The following is a 24,885-nucleotide window of genomic DNA, read 5'->3' as shown; positions in this document are numbered from 1 at the left end:
CTGGTGGAGCAGGACCGCCCTGGTCAAGCGACTGCCGATCCTGAAGTGACCGCCCGCGCGACGCCCGTCCCCTCAAAAGACAGGGGACGGGCGTCATGAGCGGGTGGTGGCGGTGAGGCAACCGCCCAAGAGCCGGTGAACAGTGAAAGGGATGACGACGATGCAGGTCAAAGATGTCATGGGTACGGTGGCCATCGCGGTCCGGCAGAATGCCTCCTTCGCCGAACTGGTCGCCACGATGCGACGATTCAAGGTCGGTGCGGTCGCCGTGATCGACGCCGACCGGCGGCCGGTGGGAGTGGTGTCCGAAGACGACCTCCTGCTCAAGGAGATCGGCGACCACCGGCACGGCGCGGCGCTGCTGCAGAGCCGCAAGCGCCGCGAGGAACAGCACAAGGCCGCCGGCGCCTTCGCGGGTCAGATCATGACCAGCCCGGCGATCACGGTGACGGCAGGGACGCCGGTCCGGGAGGCGGCCCGGCTGATGCACGCCCACCGGATCAAGCAGCTGCCGGTGATCGACGCGATGACGGGCAAGATCGTGGGAACCGTCCACCAGGGTGACCTGCTGAAGATCTTCCAGTGATAACGGCGGCCGACGACTGCGAGCAGTAAGACCCCTGACGACAGGACCTTGGTCCCTGCAAAAACGTACGACTCCCGCAGTGGAATGAGTAAGGCGGCGGATGGCCCGCCGGACGGCTCCTGCCCGTTCGCGGCCACCACGACGCGTCCCCCCGCCGCGATCCTTTCCCGCCGGTGTTCACCGCCGGACGGAGCGGGGCCCGCCGCGGCATTCCACGCGCACGGAACAGCATGACAAGGACGAAACCATGAGCACCGACATGACCCACCACAACGCTCCCGCCGGGACCCCGCGCGGGCCGGCGCTGATGCTGACCTTGGCCACCGTAGGGTTCGCGGTGAACTTCTGGGCGTGGGCGCTGCTGAGCCCGCTGGGGCCGCGGTTCAAGGAGCTGCTGAGCCTGTCGGCCTCCCAGCAGGCGCTGCTGGTCGCCGTCCCGGTGATCGTCGGCTCGCTGGGCCGCATCCCCGTCGGGGCGCTGACCGACCGCTTCGGCGGCCGGGTGATGTTCCCGCTGATCTCCGCCGCCACCATCGTCCCGGTGCTGTTCATCGGCGTGGCCGGGCAGGGCTCGCTGGCGGCGCTGCTGGCGGGCGGATTCTTCCTGGGCATCGGCGGCACGGCCTTCGCCGTCGGCGTGCCGTTCGTGGGCGCCTGGTTCCCGCCCGAGCGGCGCGGCCTGGCCATCGGCGTCTTCGGCGCGGGCATGGGCGGCACCGCGATCAGCGCCCTGACCACGGTCCCATTGGTCAAGACCGGCGGTTCGGCCACCCCGTTCCTGCTGACGGCCGCAGCCCTGGCTGTATACGCCGTCGTGGCGTGGTTGCTGCTGCGGGACGCGCCGGGCCGTGCGGTTCCGACCCAGCCGCTGATGGCGCGCCTGACCGCCACCGCCAGACTGCCGATCACCTGGCAGGCGTGCGTACTGTACGCGGTGGCCTTCGGCGGCTACGTCGCCTTCTCCGTATACTTGCCGGCCTACCTGCAGAGCGCCTACGGGCTGGAGCAGGCCGACGCCGCCAACCGGATGGCCGGCTTCGTGCTCCTGGCGGTCGTCATGCGCCCGGTGGGAGGCTGGCTGTCGGACCGGATGGGGCCGCTGCCCGTGCTGACCGCCGTTTTCGCCGTGGTCGCCGTCTGCGCGGCGGTGCAGGCCCTCACTCCGGGCCTGATGCCGGTCGGCACGATCGCGTTCCTGACCATGGCGGCGGCGCTGGGCGCCGGCAGCGGCGCCACCTTCGCGCTCGTCGCGCAGGTCGCCCCGGCCGACAAGGTGGGCTCGGTGACCGGCCTGGTCGGCGCCGCGGGCGGCCTGGGCGGGTTCGTCCCGCCGCTGGTGATGGGCTTCATCTACGGCCAGTTCGGCTCCTACGGGCTGGGCCTGGCCCTGCTGTCCGCGGTCTCGGTGCTGACGTTGCTGCTGACGGTGACCGTGGTACGGGCCACCTCCCGGCCGCGCGCGAGCGCAGCGGCGGAGCACTCCTCACGTTGAGGCCCGTGTCCCCGCCGACGAAAGATCGCACTCGTTCACGGTGGTGTCCTGCACCGCCGGGGCCGAAGCATGATGATCTCTGTTGCTGCCGGCACCGATGTCCTCGCGACGGGGTTGCGCGATGTGCCCTGGCAGCAGGCACGCCCATGCCGCGGTGCGCCCGGTACCGGCGCAACCGGTCGGCCTGAACCGGGCAGCCGGGCCGGCACGCAGCCCAGCCCAGTCAAGCCCTTATCGAGTTCTCGGGCATCCAGCCGGTCCAGGAGCCAGGTTCCGGGGGCGGGCGGGTATCGGGCCTGGTCATGTCCACCGCCAGGACGGCGTCTCGGCTAATCGCTTCTTCTGCTCGCGCAGACGCCGGCGCAACAGGTCGTGGATCGTCTTGTCGGTGCCGTCGTCGCGCCATTTGGCGAAGTAGTAGTACGTCGCGCCCTTGGGCGGCGGGTCATGGAGAAGACAGTCCCATTAGGCGCCGGTTCGTCCCCGGTAGCGGATCACGCCCGCGATCTCCCGGAGCGCATAGTTGCCTTCGTGGCCGCTGACCGAGGGGTGCGCGGCCTTCGACGCCGTCAGAACCGGCTCGATCAACGCCCACTGCGCGTCGGTCAAGTCGCTCGGGTACGGCTTGCGCTCAGTCACCGCGCCATTCCAGCACAACTGGACCCGCAGACTGGCGATGACACCACAAATCCACACGATCACATAACGACATCACGGATGGAGGCTCACGTAGGCACTCTCAGGGGCTCGAGGGCGGCTAGGACGAGGTCGAGGCCGAAAATGAACTCCTGCGCCGGGTCGAAGCCGGCAGCGACAAGCACCGCGGCGGACTCGTTGAGGTAGGGGAACTCGTCAGGAGGAAGCTGGGGCAGGAAGACGTCCTCGGCCATGTCCGCGAACTCATCGGCGGTGTCGAACGGCAGGCTGGCTTCCTGCAGGGCGAAACCGTAGACATAGCTGTCGAGCAACCAGTTGGCGTGCGTCGCCATCAAGACCGGGAAGCCTGCCCTTCGCAGGCAGGCTGTGACCGCTTCGCGGTGGCGGAGGTTCGCCGGCCCCGGCGATGTCCGCGACTCCATCAGGCCGATCGCCCACGGGTGGCGTGCGAGAACCTGTCGGGCGGATACCGCCCGCCGTCGCATCGCTGACTGCCAGTCGGTCTCTTCGGGCGGGAGCTCGATCTCCTCGAACACGACGTCGATCATGGCGTCCAGCAACTCCTCCTTGCTCGCCACGTAGTAGTAGAGCGACATCGCGCCCGCGCCGAGCGCGCCAGCCAGCCGGCGCATGCTCAGCCCTCCCACCCCCTCGCGGTCGGCGAGCCGGACCGCCTCGGCCACCACCCGTTGCTTGCTCAGTGCCGCGTCTGACGCCACCTGGCGTTGTTCCCTCGCAGACACGGGTCTCCTCTCGCTCGCTCGAGCGGCTTGACAATCGTCCAGCCCACGGTCATCGTACAGCGTACGATCGTAGTACAGCGTACGACGTACGATGTACGAACCAGCGAGATCCGTAGCTCGGGCGTGAGGGGGCTTCTGTGGGAATCGAACAGCGATCGAGTGCCGGAGTACGCCTGGCGCCGGGGACGAGTCCGCCGGGGCGACGACGATGCGGGCCGCCGACCAGCACCGCTACGGCCTGCCCTCGGCGCTCGAGTCGTCCGAGGTCCGGCCTACCGCTGCCCGGTCGAGGCGATGTGCCCGTCCAGGTGGGCGCGGCCTCGGTACATCCCTGCCGCCACTCCGGCGCAGGGACCGCTCCTCTCGAAAGAAGAACCGATGACCATCCGAACGAAAACCCCGAACCTGCTCGACAACCCGCCGGTCCCCGTGCAGGCCAAGCTCGCCGCCGCATGGACCAGCTTCATGTTCCTCTACATCTACGTCGACTACTTCCACCTCCATAAGCCCGGCGTCATCGACAACCTCCGCGCCGGCGTCGTCTTTGAGTTCGACATCAGCCCGACGTTGTTGACCATGATGCTCGCGTCCGTGGCGATCCCGGCCCTGATGGTGATGCTCTCCATGACGCTGCCCGCCCGGGTGAACCGCGCCACGAACCTCGTCGTCGCATCGCTCTACATCCCCTACTCGGTGTTCAACGCGGCAGGGGAGTCCTGGAACTGGGCCCCCTTCTACGGCCTCTCCATCGGAATCGAGGTGCTGCTCCTGGCCTTCATCCTGCGCTCCGCCTGGACCTGGCCTCGAACCCCCGCCGTCCCAGCCGGTCCCGCGGCGACCGGCCTCCGACAGGACCTTCGACAGTAGGTGTCCGGGTAAAGTCCCACGGCGTGAAGCCCGCCGCCGCGGACGCCGGGCCGACCGCGACCAGCTCAGTCGCGGTATACGCAGAGAACCTGCTCACGAGCGGTCCGGTGTCCGCGCCAGCCGCGCCCGTAGGCCAAACGGTGGCTGACCGGCATCGACCTGCCGGGCTGCACCTGGCCGGCGCCGACTTGGCCCGGTCCCACTTCTCAGGAGCCGATTTCACCGGGGCGCCCCTCACCAGCGTCAACTTCTTCGCCGCCATCCTCACCGGGATCGTCTTCGCCCACTCCCTCACATCGGTCGACTTTTCCCGGGCGACCTTGAAGAGTGTCGACTTCTCCGAAGCGGCCCTGAACAGCACAGGCGCCCCTGAACAGCACAGGGACACCCGGCGCGGCGTCAGAAGACTGCTGCTCCACCGCCGCGGGCGGATGGAAGACTGACTCCGAATAGGAAAGACCAGCCTCACGCGGCGGGGAGAAGGAGCCGAGATGGGCGGAAAGTCGTTGTTGCCGAGCATGCGGCTGGATGACCTGCTGTCGGAGTTGCAGGGCCGGCTGGCGGCTGTGCTGGCCACCCGCGACCGGGTGCACGCCCTGCTGGAGGCCGTGGTCTCGATCGGCAGCGACCTGGACCTGGAGACCGTGCTGCGACGGATCATCAAGGCGGCCACCACGCTGGTCGACGCCCGCTACGGGGCGCTCGGCGTGATCGGCGAGGGCGGCACGCTGGAGCGGTTCATCCCGGTGGGGATGACCGAGGAGGAGATCGCGCGGGTCGACCACTGGCCGCACGGCAAGGGCCTGCTCGGGCTGCTGATCAAGGAGCCGGGGACGCTGCGGATGGCGGATCTGGCCGAGCATCCCCTCTCCTACGGCTTTCCCGAGGGGCATCCGCCGATGCACAGCTTCCTGGGCGTGCCGATCACGGTGCGGGATGAGGTGTTCGGCAACCTGTATCTGACTGAGAAGGCCGGCGGCGGCGCCTTCGACGAGGAGGACGAAATCGTGGTCAGCGCGCTGGCCACGGCCGCGGGTGTGGCGATCGAGAACGCCCGGCTGTATGACGAGAGCCGACGCCGGGAGGGCTGGCTGCGGATATCCGCGGAGGTGACCGCCGGCCTGCTGTCGGGGGAGGATCCGGGTGAGGTGCTCACCGTCATGGCCCGGCGCGCCATGGAGCTGACGGGCGCCGACACGGTCACGGTGAGCTTTCCCCTGGCCGAGACCATGCGCATCGAGATCGCCGAAGGGCTCGGCGCCGAGCACCTGCGCGGCTGTGCGGTGTCGAGGGAGGACTCTCTGGCCGCCATCGTGGTGCACACCGGGCACTCGCAGACGGCACCGGATGTGAAAGAGCGCATGGCCCGTCCGGCGCACTTGGAGCAGGTGCCGCTGGGGCCGGCGATCGCCGTGCCGCTGGGCCAGCCGGAGGCGGTCCGCGGGGTGCTGAGCCTGGCCAAGCGGGCCGGGTCGCCGTCGTTCAGCGAGGTGGACCTACGCACGGCCGAGGCACTGGGCGGGCAGGCGGCGGTCGCGCTGGAGCTGGCCGACGCGCGTCGTGACGCCGAGCGGCTGGGCCTGCTGGAAGACAGGGACCGCATCGCCAAGGACCTGCACGACGTGGTCATCCAGCGGCTGTTCGCGGTCGCGATGACCTTGATGAGCACGGTCAAGATGGTTGACGACCCCACCGCCTCGGCCCGGCTGCGGCACGCGGTGGACGAACTGGACCAGACCATCAAGGAGATCCGTTCCACGATTTTCGCGCTGCAGTCACCGCCGCAGGCCGGTCAGGTCCGTAGCCTGCGCGGCCAGGTGACGGAGCTGGTGGAGGCGTCGCGGGAGCAGCTCGGCTTCATGCCGGGTATCCGGTTGGAGGGTCCCCTGGACAACACGGTGCCCGAGGAGGTGGCCGAGCAGCTACGCGCGGTGCTGCGCGAGGCGCTGTCGAATGTCGCGCGCCATGCCCGGGCGAGCCGGGCCCAGGTGCTGGTGGGGGTCAGCGAGGGCACGTTGCTGCTGGAGGTGAGCGACGACGGCGTGGGCATCCCCGAGGGCGGGCGGCGCAGCGGGCTGCGCAACATGGCCGAGCGGGCCGCGCGCCTGGGCGGCACGTTCACCGCCGAGCGGGCCGAGGGCGGCGGGAGCCGCCTGCGCTGGCGGGTACCCCTGCGACAGGGATGAGCGCCGGCTTTCATGCTCCCATCATCCAGCGGGTGAGGGGACACAGGCCGGAGGTCCCTCGCGGCAGGGTCTTTCGACCGCTGCGCGCCGGCTCGCCGGGAGGGTCGAATGACAGGAGGACCCTCAAGGAGGCGCGGACATGACGGCGCACATGACGGAACGCATGACGGGGACGGACGGCACGGCCGCCCTGTCGCGCAGGAAGCCCCTGACCGGGAGCGACCTCGGCCGGGTGGCGGTGCGGCGACGTCTGACGGACCGGCTCCGGAACCGTCTGGTCAACCCGGTCGTGCGGAGGTTGGCCTGCTCCCCGCTGCACGTTCTGCTGGACGACGCGGTGGTGCTGCTGACCGTACGGGGCCGCAGGAGCGGCAGGGAGATCACCGTGCCCGTCGGCTACGCCGAGCAGGATGGTGAGCTGCTGATGGTCAGCCGCGCCGAGCGCCGGTGGTGGCGCAATCTGGTCGGCGGGACGCCGGTCCGGGTGCTCCTGCGCGGGCGCGAGCGGTCGGGAACCGCCCGGGTCTTCACGGACATCGGGCAGGTCACCCAGGTTCTGCTGGCGATGTCGGCGGTGCCCGGCCGTCCCGCCGGAGCCGCGCAGTCGGCCTGGGCCGGCGACGCCGTCGCGATCCGGATCCGTATGGAAGAGCGGGAGCGGGGACTTTCGCTGTGACACCCCTTCCAGAGAGAGGGTTCCTCCACGGCTGCCTGAGCCCATCGAGGGGATTTTCCGCCCGGACATCAGGGACCGGCGGCCCTGCCCGCCGCACGTACGGAGACCGCATCTTTTATGTGCGGACCTCTCGAAAAGGACCCTGCATCGGACCGGTCTCAGGCCGGCCCCCATCCCATGGATCTCATCTGAACCGGCAAGGAGAACAGCCGGTGGACAATGCGCGAGGGCTGATGCTGCTGCTGGGCGGCGTCGGTGTCGGAATGCTGACGGCCGGCGCCGTGATGACGGTGCGCGGCATGCGGGGCAAGGAGGAGATCCATGACGAGCTCATCCGCCAGAAGATCACCTTTTCGGGCAGAGGGCTCCCCGACGGGCTGGACCGCTACGCCGGACGCCGGGTGGAGAACGGTACCCACGCCCGCGTCTTCTCCGAGGTGATCGGCGGCAATGTGCGCAAGGCCACTGACGGGCACAGCTGTTCGGAGAACAGCGCCGATCTGCACGCCGCCAGCGGCAAGGGCGAGGAACTTGCGGAGCTGCGCCAGACCGCGTTCATGGGGAGACCCTGCGGGCCTCTCTGATGAGCGCCTACCAGGCATGGCAGGTCACCGCCCTGGCGACCGCGGTCTGGGTGTGGTGCTGATGGGCAGCGGTGCCGCGCTCGTCGCGGTAGGCGCCGTCCTGTCCGCGGCGCAATGACGATCCGCCGCAGGACGGCGTCCGTTCCGCAGCGGATCCGGAACCTTCCCCTACCGGGATGCGCTGGCGGGCTACCTCGGCACGGCCGCCGGAGCGTGAGAGGCCGGGGAGCCGTACCCGGCTTCAGCCGCCGACGGTGCCGGCGACGGCAGTGATGCGGCGGCCCGACACCTGCTCGGCCGTGATGACGATGAAATGCTCCCGGCTGCCGGACGCCCACGGCGTCAACGGCAGCCCCGCCAGCCGCTCGGCCTCCAGCGGGTCGTCCACCGCCCGCGCGTGCCCGACCACGGTCACCGACCAGCCGGTCCGGCCCTGCGGATCGAAGTCGTCGGCCTCGAAGGCCACGATGGCCCGGCGGGTCGCGGCGGCCAGCTTGGAGCCGGCTGCGGTCCGGATGACGACGTCGGTGCCGTCCAGCACGAAGTTGACCGGCTGCACCGCCGGCAGGGCGCGGTCGGTGAAGACGATCCGCCCGATCGGCGTCGTCGCCAGCAGGGTCATGCACTCCTCGTGGGAGAGCACCTGCAGACCGGCAGAGTCGAGTTTCATAGCATCCAGGATCGCTGATCGTCCACATGCGCGGTCAGGGACTAAAGTCCTCTCCTGTCTGCGCCGATGTCCCTTCTGTTCCCTTCCACCCGGCCATCGTGTGTCATCGGTGGTGACAGACGATCCGGTTCGGAAACTACTCAGCCTCTCGTTGTGACGACCAGAAGCCGTAAGGGACACGATCCATAACGGTCTCGGTCAGACGGCCTCACCCGGTGAGGGGAAGGTGCGCCGGTCGGGGGCGATTCCGCTGGAGCGGGTTCACCTCTGCCAGGCTGGCCACCGACATGGACCGGGCCGGGGCATGACCGTGCCTGCCGTGTGGACCGGCTCGTGAGCCAACAACGAAGGACTTTGGTCCCTGAGACAGCGGTCTTTGAGCCCGATCCGCTCCGGGGCGGTGCGAACTAGCGTGAAGGACGATCCCTTTCCCCACGCGCTTCCCACATGATGCCCCCTTGTGATGACCAGCGGAGAGAGCTCAGTTGTGCTCACAGAACCGATGACGGTGCCGTCTTCCGGACCCCGCCTGGCCCTTGTGCGGCTCCCGCTGCTGGCCGGCCTGTACGGAGGGCTGACGCTGCTGGTCGCCGAGATCCCCGCGTCGGTGGCGTTCACCGAGCAGCACGGGCCGCTGATGGCCCTGGGCTTTCTGGGCACGGTGATCAGTTTGGAGCGGGCGGTCGCGCTGCGGAGCCGGTGGGCCGGCCGATGCTGACCGCCGGTGGCAGCTGGCTGGTCGGGGTGTATGTGGCGTTGCTGGGCCGGCGGGTGAGCCGCGAGACGCTCGTGCAGTCGGGCGCGGCCTGCCCCGGTATGCGGCCGTGTGCCTGCTGGCCGGGTACGGCCGGCTGGCGGTGGCCGGGGCGCTGTGGGCGGCGGGCGGGGTGCTCGCGGAGGTCGCTCTGTTCATGTTCGCCGGGTGCGCGGTCGCGGTGGCGCGCTCGCGCACCGGGTCGTCGATAGGGAGGTGACCGGGGTGACCTCGGTCGGGATACACATCGAGAAGGGGACCCCGACGGCGGCTCCTCCGGGCCGTGCGTCGTGGCATCTGCGGGCCAACGCGATCGTGGTGGGCTGGCTGGCTCTGACGGTGGCGGTGGCGCTGGCCGGTGACGTGCTGCCGGTGCCGCGCTGGCTGCTGATCCACGTGTTCCTGCTGGGGGCGGTCAGCACCGCGATCCTGATCTGGAGCGAGCACTTCACCGTCGCGCTGCTGCGGGCCCGCACGCCGCAGCAGCGGTGGAGCCTGGCCAGGCTGGCGCTGCTGAACGCCGGGACGGTGGCGGTGCTGGCCGGGGTGGCCGCCGGCCCGTGGCCGGTGGCGGCGGCCGGCGCGGGCGCGGTCGTGGGGGTCGTGCTGTGGCATGCGGCGGCGCTGGTGATGCTGGTACGGCGGGCGCTGCCGGGCCGGTTCGGCCACGTGATCGGCTGGTATGCGGCCGCGGCCGGGGCACTGGCGGCCGGCGGGACGCTGGGCGGCCTGCTGGCTGCGCACGTCGGCCATGGCGCGATGCACGAGCGGCTGCACGCCGCGCACGTCCAGGTGAACCTGCTCGGCTGGGTGGGCCTGACCGTGCTCGGCACGCTGTTCACGTTGTGGCCGACGGTGCTGCGCACCCGGATGCCGGAGGGCACCCGTAAGGCGTCGCGGGCCGGGCTGTGGCTGGCGGCGCCGGGCCTGGCTGTGACCGTGGCGGGCCTGCTGGCGGACCTGCACCTGGTGGCGGCGGCCGGGCTGGTCCTGTACGCGGCCGGAGCGCTGGCCGCGGCGGTGCCGCTGGCCGAGGCGGTACGGCGGCGCCGTCCGCACACCGGGGCGGCCTGGACGCTGGGGGCGGCCATCATCTGGTTCGAGGTGGCGCTCACGGTGGATCTGGTGATCGTGACCACCCGTCCGGCCGGTGCGGTGGGGCGCGCTCTTGAGCCGCTGATCCCGGTGGTGCTGGTGGGATTCGCCGCGCAGGTGCTGGTCGGGTCGTTGCTGCATCTGCTGCCCGCGGTGCTGGGCGGCGGGCCGATCCGGTTCAAGGAGAACGCGGCGCTACTGGAGCGCGGCTGGGTCGTCCGGCTGGCGGTGCTGAACGCTGGGGTGGTGCTGCTGGCGTTGCGGGTTCCCGCGCCGTTGCTCCTGCTGGGGTGGGCACTGGTGGTGACCGCGGTGGCGGCGTTCGTGATCCTGGCGGTGGCCGCGCTGGTCCGCTCACGTGCATTCGCCGTCCCGCGGGATGGGGCGGCGGAGCCAGAGGGCGGCGGGCCGGACCGTACGGCGGGTCGTACGGCGGGCCGGTCCGCGCTGGCCGGGGTGGCCGCCGGGTGCGTGCTGACGGCTGCCGCGGTCGTCGTGGCCACCACGGGCGGGTCCGGGCCGGCTGCGACGGTCACCGCCACCGGCACCCGGACGGTCGAGGTGACGCTGTCGGGGATGATCATCCGCCCGGCGATGATCGAGGCCCCGGTGGGCACGGTGCTGACGCTGCGGGTGACCAACGCCGACGCCCAGCGGCACGACCTGCGCCTGGCCACGGGTGAGCGCACGCCGGTGCTGGCCGCCGGACGGAGCGTGACACTGACGCTGGCGCCGCTGGGGGAGACGGTCGACGGCTGGTGCACCGTGGCCGGGCACCGGGCCGCGGGCATGACGATGCGCATCGTACCCACCGGCGCACTCGCCCAGCCTGGCACCGATACCGGGCACGGCGCGCATGGCTCGGCCGGACAGACGACGTCTCCCGACGGCGACGACGCCACGGTGACCGGCATCGAGCAGACCGTTTTAGATCTGGTCGCACCCTTCTCGCCGGGGTGGAAGCCGTACGACGCGACCCTGAAGCCCGCGCCCGGCGGCACCGAGCACGCGGTGGAGATCCGGGCAGACGACACCGTCGTGCGGGAGGTCGCGCCCGGGGTGCGGCAGCGGGTGTGGACGTTCAACGGGACCGTGCCCGGGCCGGTGCTGCGCGGCAAGGTCGGGGACGTGTTCACGGTGACGTTCGTCAACGGAGGCACGATGAGCCACGGCATCGACTTCCACGCCGGAGCCAACGCTCCGGACGGGGTGATGCGCACCATCGCGCCGGGCGAGCGGCTGACCTACCGCTTCCGCGCCGAGCACGCCGGGGCGTGGCTGTACCACTGCTCGACCATGCCGATGACCCAGCACATCGCCGGTGGCATGTACGGGGCGGTGGTGATCGACCCGCCGGATCTGACGACGGCGGACCGGGAGTTCCTGCTGGTCCAAGGGGAGCTGTACCTCGGAGAGCCCGGGAGTGACGGGCAGGTCGCCAAGATCCGCCAAGACCGTCCCGACGGGTGGATGTTCAACGGGACCGCCGCCGGGTACGACCATGCGCCGCTGGAGGCGAGAACGGGGGAGCGGGTGCGGATCTGGGCGGTGGCCGCTGGCCCGAGCTCGGGCACCGCGCTGCACGTGGTCGGCGCGCCGTTCGACACCCTCTACAAGGAGGGCGCCTACCTGCTGCGCGCCGGTGATCCGGGCGGCGCGCAGGTGCTGGACCTGGCCCCGGCCCAGGGCGGTTTCGCCGAGCTGGTCTTCCCCGAGCCGGGCACCTATCCGGTGGTGGACCACACGATGCGTCAGGCCGAGGGCGGGGCGCACGGGCTGTTCGAGGTGGGTGCACGATGACGTCTGAGGCGAGATCCGAGGAGCGGCCGGCGCCGCCGGAGGTGAGTATGCGGTGACCTGGTGGGCGGTGGTGCGCTTCGCGCATGTGCTGTCGGCGGCGTTGTGGGTCGGCGGGCAGCTGACGGTGTCGCTGGTGGTGCTGCCGCTGGTGCGGCGGCTGCTGGACGAGCAGCGGCGCGCGCAGGTGATGCGCGCGGTCGGGCGCCGGTTCGGCATCTTCACGGGCGCGGTCTTCCTGCCGGTGCAGCTGGGCACCGGCGTGGCGCTGGCCTGGCGCAAGGGAGTGACCTGGGATTCGCTGGCCGATCCGGGCTACGGGCGGATCCTGGCGGCGAAGTTGGGGCTGTTCTGCGCGGTCATGATCGCGGCGGGCCTGCACGGGTGGGCGACCGGCACCGGGCGGCCCGCCTTCGCGCGGGCCATGGCGGTGACCGCGCTGGTGGGGTCGGTCGGCGTGGTGCTGCTGGCAACCGCGCTGCCTGCCACCTGAACTTTCGGTCTCTGCGAGCGAAGACGAACCGACGCCGGCGGGCGGCACACTCACCGACTCTCATCCACGTGAGCAAGCCGGGAGGGCGGACCTGGAGCCACGTTACCGGCCCTTGGCGGCTGAAGCCCGAGGGCACTGATCCCGGCCACCGGCTCCGGCCCGTGGCAGATCCTTGGGGCCTTTGAACCGGTTATGAGGGACTAAAGACCCTGAGCGCGGGATACGGGCATGGCCAGGATGAAACCAGCCGCACCAGGCGGCCGACGCCGTGAGGCGCCGGAACCGGGTGGCATCGATGGATTTTCCTGGTTGATGCGGTGACCAATGCAAACAGACGGGGACGTCCGAGCTGTGACGAGAGATAGAGGATCGCATATGGCGGGCATGGACGGGCCGGTCAACGACGCCCTGCTGCGGCTGGGCCGGCATCTGCGCGCCGGGACGGTCTCCGGCGACCTGCGGACGCTGCACCAGGTCGGTGGTCGTCAGGCCGACGTCTTCTACCGGGACCGGTGGAGCCACGACAAGGTGGTGCGCTCAACGCACGGGGTGAACTGCACCGGCTCGTGCTCCTGGAAGGTCTACGTCAAGGACGGGATCATCACCTGGGAGGCGCAGCAGACCGACTACCCCAGCGTGGGACCGGACCGGCCGGAGTACGAGCCGCGGGGTTGCCCGCGCGGCGCGGCGTTCTCCTGGTACACCTACTCGCCCACCCGGGTGCGCTTCCCGTACGCGCGCGGGGTGCTGGTGCAGATGTACCGGGAGGCCAGGACACGCCTGGGCGACCCGGTGGCGGCCTGGGCCGAGATCACCTCCGACCCGGACAAGCGCCGGCGCTACCAGTCGGCGCGCGGCAAGGGCGGCCTGGTGCGCGTGACGTGGGACGAGGCGACCGAGATGATCGCGGCGGCGCATGTGCACACCATCAAGGCCTACGGCCCGGACCGGGTGGCGGGCTTCTCCCCGATCCCGGCCATGTCGATGGTCTCCCACGCCTCCGGCGCCCGCTTCGTGTCGCTGCTGGGCGGCACCATGTTGTCGTTCTACGACTGGTACGCCGACCTGCCGGTGGCCTCCCCGCAGATGTTCGGCGACCAGACCGACGTGCCGGAGTCGGCCGACTGGTGGGACGCGGCCTACCTGATGCTGTGGGGCTCCAACGTGCCGGTGACGCGGACGCCGGACGCGCACTACATGACCGAGGCCCGCTACCGGGGCCAGAAGGTCGTGGTGGTGGCCCCGGACTTCAACGACGCCACCAAGTTCGCCGACGAGTGGCTGGCGCCACACCCGGGCACCGACGGGGCGCTGGCCATGGCGATGGGACACGTGATCCTCAAGGAGTTCTTCGTCGACCGGCGGGTGCCGTACTTCACCGACTACGTCAAGCGCCACACCGACCTGCCGTTCCTGGTGACGCTGGAGGAGCGCGACGGCGGGTATGTGCCCGGCAAGTTCCTCACCGCCGCCGACCTGGGCGAGCAAGGTGATCAGGCGGCGTTCAAGACGGTGCTGCTGGACGCGGTGAGCGGGGAGCCAGTGGTGCCCAACGGCTCGCTGGGCTTCCGTTACGGTCTCGAGGGCGAGGGCCGCTGGAACCTGGACCTTCAGGGTGTGGACCCGGTTCTGAGCCTGCGCGACCGCGGTGCGCCAGAGAGCGGACCGGGGGGCGCGGCGGAAGAGGTCACCGTCCTGCTCCCGCGCTTCGACCAGACCGGCGGCGTGGCGGGTGACGGCGTGCTGCGGCGCGGCGTTCCCGCCGGGCGGGTGAACGGGCACCTGGTGACCACGGTGTTCGACCTGATGCTCGCCCAGTACGGCGTCAGCCCCGATCGGCCCTCCAGGGAGCGGCCGATCTCCTACGACGACGCGGAGGCGCCGTACACCCCGGCTTGGCAGGAACGGATTACGGGAGTGCCGGCGGCGAAGGTGGTGAAGATCGCGCGGGAGTTCGCGCGCAACGCCGAGGAGTCGCGCGGCCGCTCGATGATCATTATGGGGGCGGGGACGAACCACTGGTTCCACTCCGACACCATCTACCGGGCGATGCTGGCGCTGACCACGCTGACCGGCTGCCAGGGCGTCAACGGCGGCGGCTGGGCCCACTACGTGGGCCAGGAGAAGTGTCGGCCGGTCACCGGATGGGCGCAGATGGCCTTCGGCCTGGACTGGTCGCGCCCGCCCCGGCAGATGATCGGCACGGCGTTCTGGTACCTGCACACCGACCAGTGGCGCTACGACACCTACAGCGCCGACGTGGTGGCCTCGCCGCTGGCCTCGGGCGGGGCGTTCGCCGGCAAGGCGACGGCGGACCTGCTCTCGCAGTCGGCGCGGATGGGCTGGATGCCCTCTTATCCCACCTTCGACCGCAACAGCCTGGACCTGGCCGACGAGGTGGCGGCCTCCGGGCAGGAGGCGGGGCCGTACGTCGCGGCCAAGGCGGCCTCCGGTGAGCTGGGCTTCGCCTGCGAGGACCCGGACGCGCCGGCCAACTGGCCGCGGGTGCTGACGGTGTGGCGGGCCAACCTGCTGGGATCGTCGGCCAAGGGCAACGAGTACTTCCTCAAGCACCTGCTGGGCGCCGAGGGGGCGGTGCGCGCGCACGAGGCCGCGCCGGAGCAGCGGCCCCACGACGTGACGTGGCACGAGCAGGCGCCGCAGGGCAAGCTGGACCTGCTGCTGTCGCTGGACTTCCGGATGACGTCGACGACGCTGTTCTCCGACATCGTGCTGCCGGCGGCGACCTGGTATGAGAAACACGACCTGTCCTCGACCGACATGCACCCGTTCGTGCACGCCTTCAGCCCGGCGATCGACCCGCCCTGGCAGACCCGCACCGACTTCGCCGCCTTCCACGCCATCGCCAAGGCGTTCAGCACGCTGGCCGCCACGCACCTGGGCGTGCGCAAGGACGTGGTGGCGGTGCCGCTGCTGCACGACACCCCCGACGAGTACGCCAACCCCCGCGGCGTGGTAGACGACTGGCGGGCCGGGGGCACGGCACCCGTCCCCGGCCGGAACTTCCCGAAGATCACGGTGGTGGAGCGGGACTACGGCGCGATCGCCGAGAAGATGGCCGCGCTCGGGCCGCTGCTGGACACCCTCGGCACCACCACCAAGGGCCTGACCTACCAGGTGACGGCCGAGGTGGAGCGGCTGGGCCGGATGAACGGCACGGTGCGCGGCGGCGTGGCCGACGGACGGCCGTCGCTGGCGCGGGACGTCGACATGTGCGAGACGATCCTGGCGCTGTCGGGCACCACCAACGGGCACCTGGCCGACCAGGGCTTCACCACCCTGGGCCGCCGTACCGGCACCAGCTTCGACGGCCTGGCCGACACGCACAAGCAGATCACCTTCGCTGACACCCAGGCGCGCCCCGTCCCGGTGACCACCTCGCCGGAGTGGTCGGGCAGCGAGACCGGTGGGCGCCGGTATTCGGCCTTCACCATCAACGTCGAGCACCGCAAGCCGTGGCACACCCTCACCGGCCGCCAGCACTTCTTCCTCGACCACGACTGGATCCACGAGGCGGGGGAGGCGCTGCCGGTCTACCGGCCGCCGTTGAACATGACGGTGCTGTTCGGCGAGCCCGGCGTGGGCGCCGGCGGCGAACAGGGCGTCGACGGGATCACGGTGCGCTATCTGACGCCGCATTCGAAGTGGTCGATCCATTCGGAGTACCAGGACAACCTGCTGATGCTGACCTTGTCGCGGGGCGGGCCGAACATCTGGATGAGCCCGGCCGACGCCGCCCGCGCCGGCATCCGCGACAACGACTGGGTCGAGGCGGTCAACCGCAACGGCGTCGTAGTGGCGCGCGCGATCGTCTCGCACCGCATGCCGACCGGGACGGTGTACATGTACCACGCTCAGGAGCGGGTGGTGGACGTGCCCAAGAGTGAGATCTCCGGCAAGCGCGGCGGCATCCACAACTCCCTCACCCGGCTGATGATCAAGCCTACCCATCTGATCGGCGGCTACGCCCAGTTGTCATTCGCGTTCAACTATCTGGGGCCGACCGGTAACCAGCGCGACGAGGTCACCGTGATCCGCCGCCGTAGCCAGGAGGTCGACTACTGATGCGTCGGCAGATCACGGCCGCACTCCCCGCCAGCAGTTGTGAAAGGAGCCGGGCATGAAGGTGATGGCTCAGCTTGCCATGGTCATGAACCTGGACAAGTGCATCGGCTGCCACACCTGTTCGGTCACCTGCAAGCAGGCGTGGACCAACCGGGCCGGTACCGAGTACGTGTGGTTCAACAACGTCGAGACCCGCCCCGGCCAGGGTTACCCCCGCACCTACCAGGACCAGGAGAAGTGGAAGGGCGGCTGGGAGCTGAACGCCCGCGGCCGGCTGAAGCTGAAGGCCGGCGGGCGGCTCAAGAAGCTGTTCTCGATCTTCGCCAACCCGCTCATGCCGTCGATCCAGGACTATTACGAGCCCTGGACCTACGACTACGACCGGTTGTTCTCCGCGCCGATGCAGGCCGACACGCCGGTGGCGCGGCCCCGCTCGCTCATCACCGGCGAGCCCACGAAGATCAGCTGGAGCGCGAACTGGGACGACAACCTGGCCGGGGCGCCGGAGCTGGCTCCCTCCGACCCGGTGCTGCGCAAGGTGTCGGACCAGGTCACGCTCTCCTTCGAGCAGGCGTTCATGTTCTACCTGCCGCGGATCTGCGAGCACTGCCTCAACCCCTCGTGCGTGTCGTCGTGCCCCTCGGGGGCGATGTACAAGCGCAGCGAGGACGGGATCGTCCTGGTGGACCAGGACCGGTGCCGGGGCTGGCGGATGTGCGTGACGGGCTGCCCGTACAAGAAGGTGTACTTCAACCACCGCACCGGCAAGGCTGAAAAATGCACCTTCTGCTTCCCGCGCGTGGAGGTGGGCCTGCCCACCGTCTGCTCGGAGACGTGCGTGGGCCGGCTGCGCTACATCGGGATCATCCTGTACGACGCCGACCGGGTGACGGAGGCCGCCTCGGTCGCCGATGAGAAGGCGCTGTACGAGGCGCAGAAGAGCGTGATGCTGGATCCGCACGATCCGGCGGTGATCGCCGCGGCGCGGGCCGAGGGCATCCCGGAGGACTGGCTGGAGGCGGCGCGCCGCTCTCCCATCCACCAGCTGATCTTCGAGTACGGGGTGGCGCTGCCGCTGCATCCGGAGTACCGGACGATGCCGATGGTCTGGTACATCCCGCCGCTGTCTCCGGTGGTGGACGTGCTGACCGAGACCGGTCACGACGGCGAGGACGCCGGGAACCTGTTCGGCGCGATCGACGCGCTGCGCATCCCGATCGGTTACCTGGCCGAGCTGTTCACCGCCGGCGATCCCGAACCGGTGCGCGCCGTGCTGCGCCGCCTGGCGGCGATGCGCTCCTACATGCGCCGCCTCAACCTCGGCCAGAAAGCCGACGAGTCGATCGCGGCTGCGGTCGGCATGACCGGCGAGGGCGTCGAGGCGATGCACCGGCTGCTGGCCCTCGCCCCCTACGCCGAGCGCTACGTCATCCCCAAAGCCCACGCCGAGCAGGGCGCGCAGCTGGAGGAGCTGGCCACCGGCTGCAGCCTGGACTACGAGGGCGGCCCCGGCATGGGCGGCCCGTTCGGCGAGGCGTCGGGGCGGCCCGCGCCGATCGCGGTGGAGAACTTCCACGCGCTGCGGGAGCGGCAGGCCGGCGACGACATCGACAAGGCCCACCAGCTGCGGGGACGGGTCAACCTGCTCAACTGGGACGGCAAGGGCACCCCGGACGGGCTGTTCCCGAACGGGAACGGGAAGAAGGAGTCATGAGCGCGCTGAGCGAAGGCGAGCTGCGCACCGCCCACCTGGTGGCGTCGGTGCTGCTCGGCTACCCCGACGACACACTGTACGGCGGGCGGCAGGTGCTGGCCGAGTCGGTGGCCGCGCTGCCCGACGGGGAGGTCCGTACCCGCCTGGCCGCCTTCCTGTCCCACGTCGAGGCCACCTCACGCGGCGAACTGGCCGCCCACTACGTGGCGACGTTCGACCTCAAGCGGCGCTGCTGCCTGTACCTGACCTACTACGGGTACGGCGACACCCGCAAACGGGGTGCGGCGCTGCTGCGGTTCAAGCACGCCTTCGCCGCTGCCGGTTTCGAGCTCACCGACGGGGAACTGCCCGACCACCTGGCGGTGGTGTGCGAGCTGCTGGGCCGGGGGGCGGTGCGCGAGGGCAGACGGCTGCTGATGGAGAACCGGGCGGGCCTGGAGCTGCTGCGTACGGCACTGGAGGCGGAGGACTCGCCGTACGCCGGTGTCGTGGCCGCGGTGCTGGCGACGCTGCCGCCGGCCGGCCCGCGCGAGAAGGAGGCCGCCCTGCGCCTGGCGGCCTCGGGGCCGCCGGCCGAGGAAGTCGGGCTCGAACCCTACGCCGTGATGGAGGCAAGCCGATGAAGGCACTCGATGTGGTGCTGTGGGTGGTGGCGCCGTACGTGGCGCTGACGGTGTTCGTCCTGGGCCATGTGTGGCGCTACCGGTACGACAAGTTCGGCTGGACCACCCGCTCGTCGCAGATGTACGAGTCCAGGCTGCTGCGCATCGGCAGCCCGCTGTTCCACTTCGGCATCCTGGTGGTGCTGCTCGGCCACATCGGCGGCCTGGTCATCCCCAAGAGCTGGACCGAGGCGGCCGGGATCAGCGAGGAGGTCTACCACCTGGTCGCGGTCGTGCTGGGCACGATCGCGGGGGTGGCGACCCTGGGCGGCATCGCGATCCTGATCTACCGGCGGCGCACCGTCGGCCCGGTGTTCACCGCGACCACCCGCAACGACAAACTGATGTACGCCGTGCTGGCGCTCACCATCGTGCTGGGCCTGGCCGCCACCGTGATGGCCAACATCGTCGGCGGCGGTTACGACTACCGCACCACCATCTCCCCGTGGTTCCGGTCGATCTTCTACTTCCAGCCGGATCCGGCGCTCATGGCGGGCGCGCCGCTGCTGTTCCAACTGCATGCCCTCAGCGCGCTGCTGCTGTTCGCGATCTGGCCGTTCACCCGGCTGGTGCACATGCTGACCGCCCCGGTCGGCTATCTCACCCGGCCCTATGTCGTCTACCGCAGCCGCGACGAGCAGCGCGCCGGCGCCCGTGACCCCCGCCGCGGCTGGGAGCCGACCGGGGCGGTGACGGAACACCGCTCCAAATAACTGACAACTGATACAACGGATAACTGATACGGCGAACCTCGGGTCCCGCCCTGGGCTCGCCACGGTGTGCAGCTCCCGGTCGTCGAAGCGGGTGATGTCGGCCGGATCGGGCTGCGCACCGCACTGGCCGGCCTGCCACTGCTCCGAGCCGCCGCCGAGGCCGACCGGCGCTGGCAGTCGTTCCTGCGCAGGTTCGATCTTGAGCATACCTTTCGGCTGTTCAAACAGACCCTGGGCTGGACCCGGCCGGAGCTGCGCAGCCCGCGCCATCCCTGGGAGAAACCTGCACCACCCGCCCGGCCGACCCCCGCCCGAGTACGGCGGGGGTTTCGCAACCTCCGCGTGAAGGCCGCTCTTCCGGCCGGCGCGCCGAAACCCGGTCGGCCTGGTCCCGGACGCCCTTCCGGCTCCAAGAACCGCCGACCGACAACTCACTACGACGTCGGTAAAACCGTCAAACGAGATCGCACCCTGACCGCCAGACGACAACGCACAGGTTAAAGCTCAAGCTAACGGAGGAACAATCGCCAGTGCAGCGGAGTGGAACCACGATCCGATACCGCGTGAACCGAGACCGCGACCTGGCACGGGTACTGCTCGCGTTCCCCGCAGCGCTGCACCATCGCCGCGGCGGTGCCGTGGCCGTACCGGACGAAAGGATGATCGTCGATGAGCCATGCCGCCGGGCCGATCACCACGACCGTTCGCGCGGCAACCCGCCGCATCACCTCGGTGTAGTCCCAGGCGGACTGGGACACGAAGTGGCCGAGGTTCTGCCGGGGCAAGCCCAACCGACCTGCCATCGGCTCCACCGATTTCCGTTTCCCGTCCAGCGTCAGCCCGCGCAGGTACTGCTGGCCGTGATCGCGCCGGCCTCGGTAGGCGAGGTACTTGAAGACGTCACCGGCGAACTCCGCGAGGTCCTCGTTCAGAGCCTCGACCGCTTGTAGGTCCATACCCCCACGGTGACTCCACCGGGCGAGGTCCTCCGACTACGTCACCGAGCAGTTCGAGGACCATGACCAAGCGCTGTTTCAGGGGATTGACAGGGACGGCTACGAATCCGCGGGCTGATACCAGAAGTCGAAGAATTCTTCCGCGTCGATGACGCTGAACCCCTCGCGGCGTTTCCATGCCCGCTTGCAGGTTGGGCAGATCCACTCGCGTGGGTCGTCCTCGGTCGGGTCCGCGAGCGGCTCGCAGCCGTGCGTCACAAAGTCCTCCTCGGGTCTGCGTCGAGCGTACGGGAGGCGGGTCACTCCTCGCCGTTCTCGTCGGCCTCCCACATCCGTTCCAGGGCGTTGATCTCCCCTCGCCCTTCCAGAGCTGGCCGTACGGCGGACATGATGTGCTCATGCAGCCAGGCTGGCAGTGGGTCGTCCGGGTCAGGTTCGGGGATCGTCACCCGGGCATGATGGCCGAGCAGGGTTGTCATCCGCAGGGTGTACGGCCGGTTGGCCGGAGGTGGTCCTCGTAGGCGACGGGGCTGAGGTGTCCGTTGGCTGAGTGCCTGCGCCGGGTGTTGTAGCGGGTCAGCCATCGAAAGACGGTGCGTCGGCAGGGCGCGGCGTCGCCGTAGTGGCGTGCGCCCTGCAGCGTTTTGCGCTTGAGGGAGGCGTGGAAGCTCTCGCAGGCGGCGTTGTCGGCGCTGGTGCCGACGGCTCCCATGGACTGGGTGATGCCCAGCCGGCGGCAGAGGGCGGCGTAGTCCTGAGGCCGATCACCTGGCACAACCGCTTCACCGCGAAGGCGTTTCGGTGGTCAGCGACGGACTGGAAGCGGTTCACCAGTGCGTCTTCCCGGCGCAATATTTGGCCGCCTTGCGTAGGATGTCGCGTTCGGTGGTGAGCTTCTTTTCGCTGGCCTCCAGCTTGCGCACCCGCTCTTCCAGCTGAGCGATCCGCTCGGCAGCCTCGTCATCCGCCGTGGCGGGCGGTCGTCTGCGGGGGGCATCGGAGCCGGTTGTTGGCCTGACCGGCTCCTCGCCGCGGCGGGCGCGTGCCCGCAGCACCCACTCGCGCAGGCTGCCCCGGCTGATGCCCAGGTCGGCGGCGAGCCCGAGAACTACAAGGAGAGCGCGCCGATGTGCGGGATATCGGCAGGGTGCATCCGTGCCCACCGGCCCGCAGGCGTAGCAGATTACTGCGTTCGCCCTCATATCACCCGCCTTGTCGGGCACCATGTGGTCATCGTGAACGAGAAAGGGAAACAGTGCTTCGCCCTGCATATCGAAACAAAGGGGGAGCTCTTCTCCTGGGTGCATCCAAGCCGGGTCAGCATGGACTTTTCGGCATACGAGGAGAAACCGAATACCAGGCCGACTTCGATGATGCCTCCATGGACATGCCATCTCCCGGCGAGTCGTCATCCATGGAGGCACACCGACCCCAGTCAGCACCGCAAGAGGATTCCCCGTCATCGGCTCACGGTCGTCCAAACGGAAGGAACACGATGGGCAGAGCGAAAGCGCAACAGCGTCACGTCAAGAAAAAGCAGCGCCGCCAAAAACGACAGGAGGCGCACCGGAATTCTTCCCCGCGGTCACCGGTTGAGCGATCTTCCATTTCCCTGCTTACCCGTTTGCCATCGCCGATCTCCCCGGTCGCGTACGACCGGCTCGCCCCTCGTTTTCGGCTGATCCCGATCGACTGGCAGGAGCCTCCTACGGTAGAGCACCTGGTCAGCGCCCTCCAGCTAGGAGACGAAGACGGCACACCCGTCAACGGCGTGATCTGGACGGCCGAGGAGTTCCTCAGCCTTCCTTGGGTTCAGGAGATGGGAGTCCATCGCGAAGGGGAACCCGATGAGCGCGATCTCATCATCGAACGTTATGGCGATCGGATTCCCGCTGATCTAGCGGTTCTCGATATGGAAAGCCGTTTCTTCGGTGGCATCGCTGTCAGCAACGCTGACCTGATCATCGAGAAAGAACATATCTTGGGGTTCGCTGGCGTCAGCGACCTTCGCCAGGCGCTAATCCTCATGCATCGAGACGGCTGGATCGTTCCGCTAGCCAATGGAATGATCGTCGCGCCAGGCCTGTTCCTTGAACGCATCGACCCGCGAACTGGTCTGCACCACGAACAGGAATAAATGATTGGACTCTTCCTGTCTGCGATGAAAACCCGCGTGCGCAGGTGGCATCACAAGCCGATACAGGACGCAGTTCTCCGGCGATCGCCCGCAGGCCCGCCGCCGGGTGCCGGGCCGGCACACTCGGTGCCCTGACCCTTGACGCCTGGACCAGGGACGACCCGGGCACGTTGCGCTGGTATCGAACCAACGGCTTCGCCGAAAGCGAGCACTACCTGCACGTCTATGCCAACCACTACACCGAACCCGGTGAGCCGGTCCGGGCCATCGGCGAGCGACGGCCCGGACTTTCGTGTCGGAGCTCTGAGGCACGCTCCTCGTCCTCGGCCACTGACGCCTCTGCTGACCTGCATATTCTCACTTGCGGAAGGTGAGAATGCTCCTGTCAAGATCTTGCACGTTTACCTGTACTCACCTTTGTACTCAGAGATGTACGCGGACAAACGGCACCCCGCCCACCGGTGGATCGCTTGGCAGATCCCCTCGCCGGCCACGGTTGAGGTTGCGCATCAGCGGACCGGCCGGGACGACTTCGCGCTCGCCTCGCCCGCGCGTGGTCAGATCGTCAGCGTCCGCGAGCAGATGACGTTGTCGGCGCGCGGATCCTGATCCGCCGGGGTGACCAGGGCCCAGGGAAACTTCTCCAAGGGGTCCCAGGGGTCGGCGGGCTTCCAGTCGTCGACGTTCTCATTCAGCCAGTCGTGGGTGGCGTCATCGATGTCGGCGTAGGTGATGCCCATCTCCTCGATGGGCCGTCCGACGGCATCGTCCCCGGCGCTGCCCTTCACCACGCTCAAGGTGTAGGACAGCGGGCCGATGTAGGCGTTTGCGGCCTGGTTGAGACTGATTTTGGGGTAGCGCAGGCGCAGCTCCTGGCCGGTCCATTCCACCGCCCGGACCTCGGCAGCTGAGGGCGAGCCTGCGGGACGAGGACGATGTGATCTTGGCGGTCAGTCACACCGGCGCAGTACCGAGACGCCGGCCGCCGCGGAAGCGGCACCGGTGGGTGCGAGGGTCCGGCCCGTTCCGGGAGACCCGGCGGCACATCAATCACCTGTTGACTTTCTTGTCCACCGTACAATACGATCTTCTTGATCACTGTACAAGAAAGTTCATCGGGGGATGCGGGGATCAGTGGACGCCGGATCTGGGACAGGTGTCGAACCGTGCCCCCTGCGGCGCGCATGAAGGACGCGCACCGAAGGTGACGGTCACCAGGGCCGTCGGCGACCGAAGGAGAGCAGGATGTCCGTACCGAACTGGGCCGGCAAGGCCGCGCTGGCAGCACCTGCCGGGCGGCGAACGGCGTCGGCCGCCGTCCTGGTGACGGCACTCGCGCTGGGGACCGCGGCGGCTCCGGCCGGCGCGGCGGCGCTACCGCAGCCGGCCGCGGCGCCGGCTGCCTTCGCGACCTCGGCCGGAAAATTCGGGCCGTTCGGATTCGGAGGTGTGCGACTCGGGATGAGCGCCAAGAAGGCCAAGGCCACCAAGAAGATCGTCTCCAAGCCCGCTTCCGGCCCGTGCACGGCATGGGACCTGAAGGCCTACCCGAGCGGCGCCGACAGCGTGGGCCTGTACATCTCCAAGAAGTACGGCGTGGCCGTTATCGTCGCACCCAAGGGCGTGAAGACCCCGCGGGGAATCAAGATCGGCTCCACCCGCGGGCAACTGAAGAAGGCCTACCCTGGGATGAGGCGGGCGGCCAACGGATACGCCGTCATCACCGTTCCGGGCAATGCGAAGGCCGACTACCTCTTCCGGCTGTCGCGTGGCAGGGTCAGCGAAATGAGCATGGCCCTGAAGAGCCAGGACTGCGCCAACTAGCGGCATTCTGATCGCTCGGGCGGCTCGGCGGGGATTCCCCGTCGAGCCGCCCGCAGCCGGCGGGCGGAGGCCTGAGTCCGCCCGGCAGATGGACGCCCCGGCCGGTCGGCTCCTGCCTCACCCGGCCGCTTGTGCGCTCAGGCCGTCCAGGATCGTCTCGATCCCGGCCTCGAAGCTCGCCTCCAGATCGAGG

At 69.5% G+C, this 24,885-nt stretch carries 24 protein-coding genes and 2 pseudogenes; 17 read left to right on the top strand and 9 right to left on the bottom strand.

Annotation, left to right across the window (positions count from 1 at the left end; all coding sequences use genetic code 11):
- The first annotated feature begins 151 nt into the window (after positions 1 to 151).
- Together IEZ08_RS36470 and IEZ08_RS36465 are read left to right on the top strand one after the other, a co-directional pair.
- Positions 152 to 586: a CBS domain-containing protein gene (locus tag IEZ08_RS36470; protein ID WP_068923094.1), complete on the top strand. Its 435-nt coding sequence runs from the start codon at positions 152 to 154 to the stop codon at positions 584 to 586.
- A 247-nt stretch (positions 587 to 833) separates the two neighbouring features.
- Positions 834 to 2,078, top strand: coding sequence for an MFS transporter (locus IEZ08_RS36465; RefSeq protein WP_141703879.1), 1,245 nt, complete (start codon positions 834 to 836; stop codon positions 2,076 to 2,078).
- A 557-nt stretch (positions 2,079 to 2,635) separates the two neighbouring features.
- Here IEZ08_RS36465 and IEZ08_RS40740 read toward each other — a convergent pair.
- Positions 2,636 to 2,717 (bottom strand): annotated as a pseudogene (locus tag IEZ08_RS40740) (transposase); the annotation flags it as partial.
- A gap of 86 nt (positions 2,718 to 2,803) precedes the next feature.
- Positions 2,804 to 3,418 carry a TetR/AcrR family transcriptional regulator C-terminal domain-containing protein gene (locus tag IEZ08_RS36455; RefSeq protein ID WP_229803911.1) on the bottom strand — a complete coding sequence of 205 codons (615 nt, stop codon included), beginning with the start codon at positions 3,416 to 3,418 and terminating at the stop codon, positions 2,804 to 2,806.
- Between the two features lie 438 nt (positions 3,419 to 3,856).
- Here IEZ08_RS36455 and IEZ08_RS36450 point away from each other — a divergent pair, with 438 nt between their 5' ends.
- From IEZ08_RS36450 to IEZ08_RS36430, 5 genes are all read left to right on the top strand, one after another.
- Positions 3,857 to 4,345, top strand: coding sequence for a DUF6326 family protein (locus IEZ08_RS36450; protein WP_068923097.1), 489 nt, complete (start codon positions 3,857 to 3,859; stop codon positions 4,343 to 4,345).
- 23 nt (positions 4,346 to 4,368) lie between these two features.
- Positions 4,369 to 4,788, top strand: coding sequence for a pentapeptide repeat-containing protein (locus tag IEZ08_RS36445; RefSeq protein WP_176728465.1), 420 nt, complete (start codon positions 4,369 to 4,371; stop codon positions 4,786 to 4,788).
- Between the two features lie 48 nt (positions 4,789 to 4,836).
- On the top strand, positions 4,837 to 6,531 hold the full coding sequence (locus IEZ08_RS36440; RefSeq protein WP_068923099.1) for a sensor histidine kinase: 1,695 nt from the start codon (positions 4,837 to 4,839) through the stop codon (positions 6,529 to 6,531).
- Between the two features lie 139 nt (positions 6,532 to 6,670).
- A complete protein-coding gene (locus IEZ08_RS36435; protein WP_068923100.1) occupies positions 6,671 to 7,207 on the top strand; it encodes a nitroreductase/quinone reductase family protein in 537 nt (178 codons plus the stop codon).
- A 212-nt stretch (positions 7,208 to 7,419) separates the two neighbouring features.
- Positions 7,420 to 7,791 (top strand): hypothetical protein, encoded by a 372-nt coding sequence (locus IEZ08_RS36430; RefSeq protein WP_189243997.1) that lies wholly within the window; start codon positions 7,420 to 7,422, stop codon positions 7,789 to 7,791.
- Between the two features lie 241 nt (positions 7,792 to 8,032).
- On the opposite strand, the gene IEZ08_RS36425 is transcribed toward IEZ08_RS36430, so the two are convergent.
- Positions 8,033 to 8,461 carry a pyridoxamine 5'-phosphate oxidase family protein gene (locus IEZ08_RS36425; RefSeq protein ID WP_189243996.1) on the bottom strand — a complete coding sequence of 143 codons (429 nt, stop codon included), beginning with the start codon at positions 8,459 to 8,461 and terminating at the stop codon, positions 8,033 to 8,035.
- 502 nt (positions 8,462 to 8,963) lie between these two features.
- Between IEZ08_RS36425 and IEZ08_RS36420 the strand changes: the two genes are divergently transcribed.
- The 8 genes from IEZ08_RS36420 to narI all read left to right on the top strand — a co-directional run bounded on the left by IEZ08_RS36420 (position 8,964) and on the right by narI (position 19,775).
- The gene (locus IEZ08_RS36420; RefSeq protein WP_141703883.1) at positions 8,964 to 9,179 is read left to right on the top strand and encodes a DUF8744 domain-containing protein; all 216 of its coding nucleotides are present in this window, start codon (positions 8,964 to 8,966) and stop codon (positions 9,177 to 9,179) included.
- A gap of 13 nt (positions 9,180 to 9,192) precedes the next feature.
- On the top strand, positions 9,193 to 9,435 hold the full coding sequence (locus IEZ08_RS40835) for a DUF8744 domain-containing protein (RefSeq protein ID WP_506330649.1): 243 nt from the start codon (positions 9,193 to 9,195) through the stop codon (positions 9,433 to 9,435).
- Between the two features lie 5 nt (positions 9,436 to 9,440).
- Positions 9,441 to 12,110, top strand: coding sequence for a multicopper oxidase domain-containing protein (locus IEZ08_RS36410; protein ID WP_189243995.1), 2,670 nt, complete (start codon positions 9,441 to 9,443; stop codon positions 12,108 to 12,110).
- 52 nt (positions 12,111 to 12,162) lie between these two features.
- Positions 12,163 to 12,600 (top strand): hypothetical protein, encoded by a 438-nt coding sequence (locus IEZ08_RS36405; protein WP_068923104.1) that lies wholly within the window; start codon positions 12,163 to 12,165, stop codon positions 12,598 to 12,600.
- A 375-nt stretch (positions 12,601 to 12,975) separates the two neighbouring features.
- Entirely contained in the window at positions 12,976 to 16,686 is a 3,711-nt protein-coding gene (locus IEZ08_RS36400; protein ID WP_189243994.1) for a nitrate reductase subunit alpha, read from the top strand.
- Positions 16,687 to 16,741: 55 nt separating this feature from the next.
- Positions 16,742 to 18,400 (top strand): nitrate reductase subunit beta, encoded by a 1,659-nt coding sequence (narH, locus tag IEZ08_RS36395; protein WP_068923106.1) that lies wholly within the window; start codon positions 16,742 to 16,744, stop codon positions 18,398 to 18,400.
- Complete coding sequence (gene narJ, locus IEZ08_RS36390) at positions 18,397 to 19,023, top strand: nitrate reductase molybdenum cofactor assembly chaperone (RefSeq protein ID WP_068923107.1); 627 nt, start codon at positions 18,397 to 18,399, stop codon at positions 19,021 to 19,023. Before narH ends, narJ begins: the two co-directional genes overlap by 4 nt.
- A complete protein-coding gene (gene narI, locus IEZ08_RS36385) occupies positions 19,020 to 19,775 on the top strand; it encodes a respiratory nitrate reductase subunit gamma (RefSeq protein ID WP_189243993.1) in 756 nt (251 codons plus the stop codon). Before narJ ends, narI begins: the two co-directional genes overlap by 4 nt.
- A gap of 509 nt (positions 19,776 to 20,284) precedes the next feature.
- Here the strand turns inward: narI and IEZ08_RS36380 are convergent.
- The 5 genes and pseudogenes from IEZ08_RS36380 to IEZ08_RS36360 form a co-directional block, all read right to left on the bottom strand.
- Positions 20,285 to 20,731, bottom strand: a complete 447-nt coding sequence (locus IEZ08_RS36380; protein WP_189243992.1) for a transposase — start codon at positions 20,729 to 20,731, stop codon at positions 20,285 to 20,287.
- Between the two features lie 99 nt (positions 20,732 to 20,830).
- On the bottom strand, positions 20,831 to 20,989 hold the full coding sequence (locus IEZ08_RS36375; RefSeq protein WP_176728467.1) for a hypothetical protein: 159 nt from the start codon (positions 20,987 to 20,989) through the stop codon (positions 20,831 to 20,833).
- A gap of 41 nt (positions 20,990 to 21,030) precedes the next feature.
- Positions 21,031 to 21,210, bottom strand: a complete 180-nt coding sequence (locus IEZ08_RS36370) for a hypothetical protein (RefSeq protein WP_141703885.1) — start codon at positions 21,208 to 21,210, stop codon at positions 21,031 to 21,033.
- Positions 21,207 to 21,482, bottom strand: a pseudogene (locus IEZ08_RS36365) (integrase core domain-containing protein); the annotation flags it as partial. The gene IEZ08_RS36370 and the pseudogene IEZ08_RS36365, both read right to left, overlap by 4 nt.
- Positions 21,483 to 21,558: 76 nt before the next feature.
- Positions 21,559 to 21,957 carry a hypothetical protein gene (locus IEZ08_RS36360; RefSeq protein WP_141703887.1) on the bottom strand — a complete coding sequence of 133 codons (399 nt, stop codon included), beginning with the start codon at positions 21,955 to 21,957 and terminating at the stop codon, positions 21,559 to 21,561.
- A gap of 269 nt (positions 21,958 to 22,226) precedes the next feature.
- Here IEZ08_RS36360 and IEZ08_RS36355 point away from each other — a divergent pair, with 269 nt between their 5' ends.
- On the top strand, positions 22,227 to 22,868 hold the full coding sequence (locus IEZ08_RS36355; protein WP_189243991.1) for a hypothetical protein: 642 nt from the start codon (positions 22,227 to 22,229) through the stop codon (positions 22,866 to 22,868).
- Positions 22,869 to 23,425: 557 nt separating this feature from the next.
- Here the strand turns inward: IEZ08_RS36355 and IEZ08_RS36350 are convergent.
- Positions 23,426 to 23,758, bottom strand: a complete 333-nt coding sequence (locus IEZ08_RS36350; RefSeq protein ID WP_189243990.1) for a hypothetical protein — start codon at positions 23,756 to 23,758, stop codon at positions 23,426 to 23,428.
- Positions 23,759 to 24,113: 355 nt separating this feature from the next.
- On the opposite strand from IEZ08_RS36350, the gene IEZ08_RS36345 reads away from it, so the two are divergent.
- Complete coding sequence (locus tag IEZ08_RS36345; RefSeq protein WP_084780019.1) at positions 24,114 to 24,692, top strand: hypothetical protein; 579 nt, start codon at positions 24,114 to 24,116, stop codon at positions 24,690 to 24,692.
- Positions 24,693 to 24,885: the final 193 nt, after the last annotated feature.

Source organism: Planobispora rosea (assembly GCF_014648175.1).
Lineage (GTDB): Bacteria > Actinomycetota > Actinomycetes > Streptosporangiales > Streptosporangiaceae > Planobispora > Planobispora rosea.
This window is presented reverse-complemented; position numbering and strand designations above follow the sequence as displayed.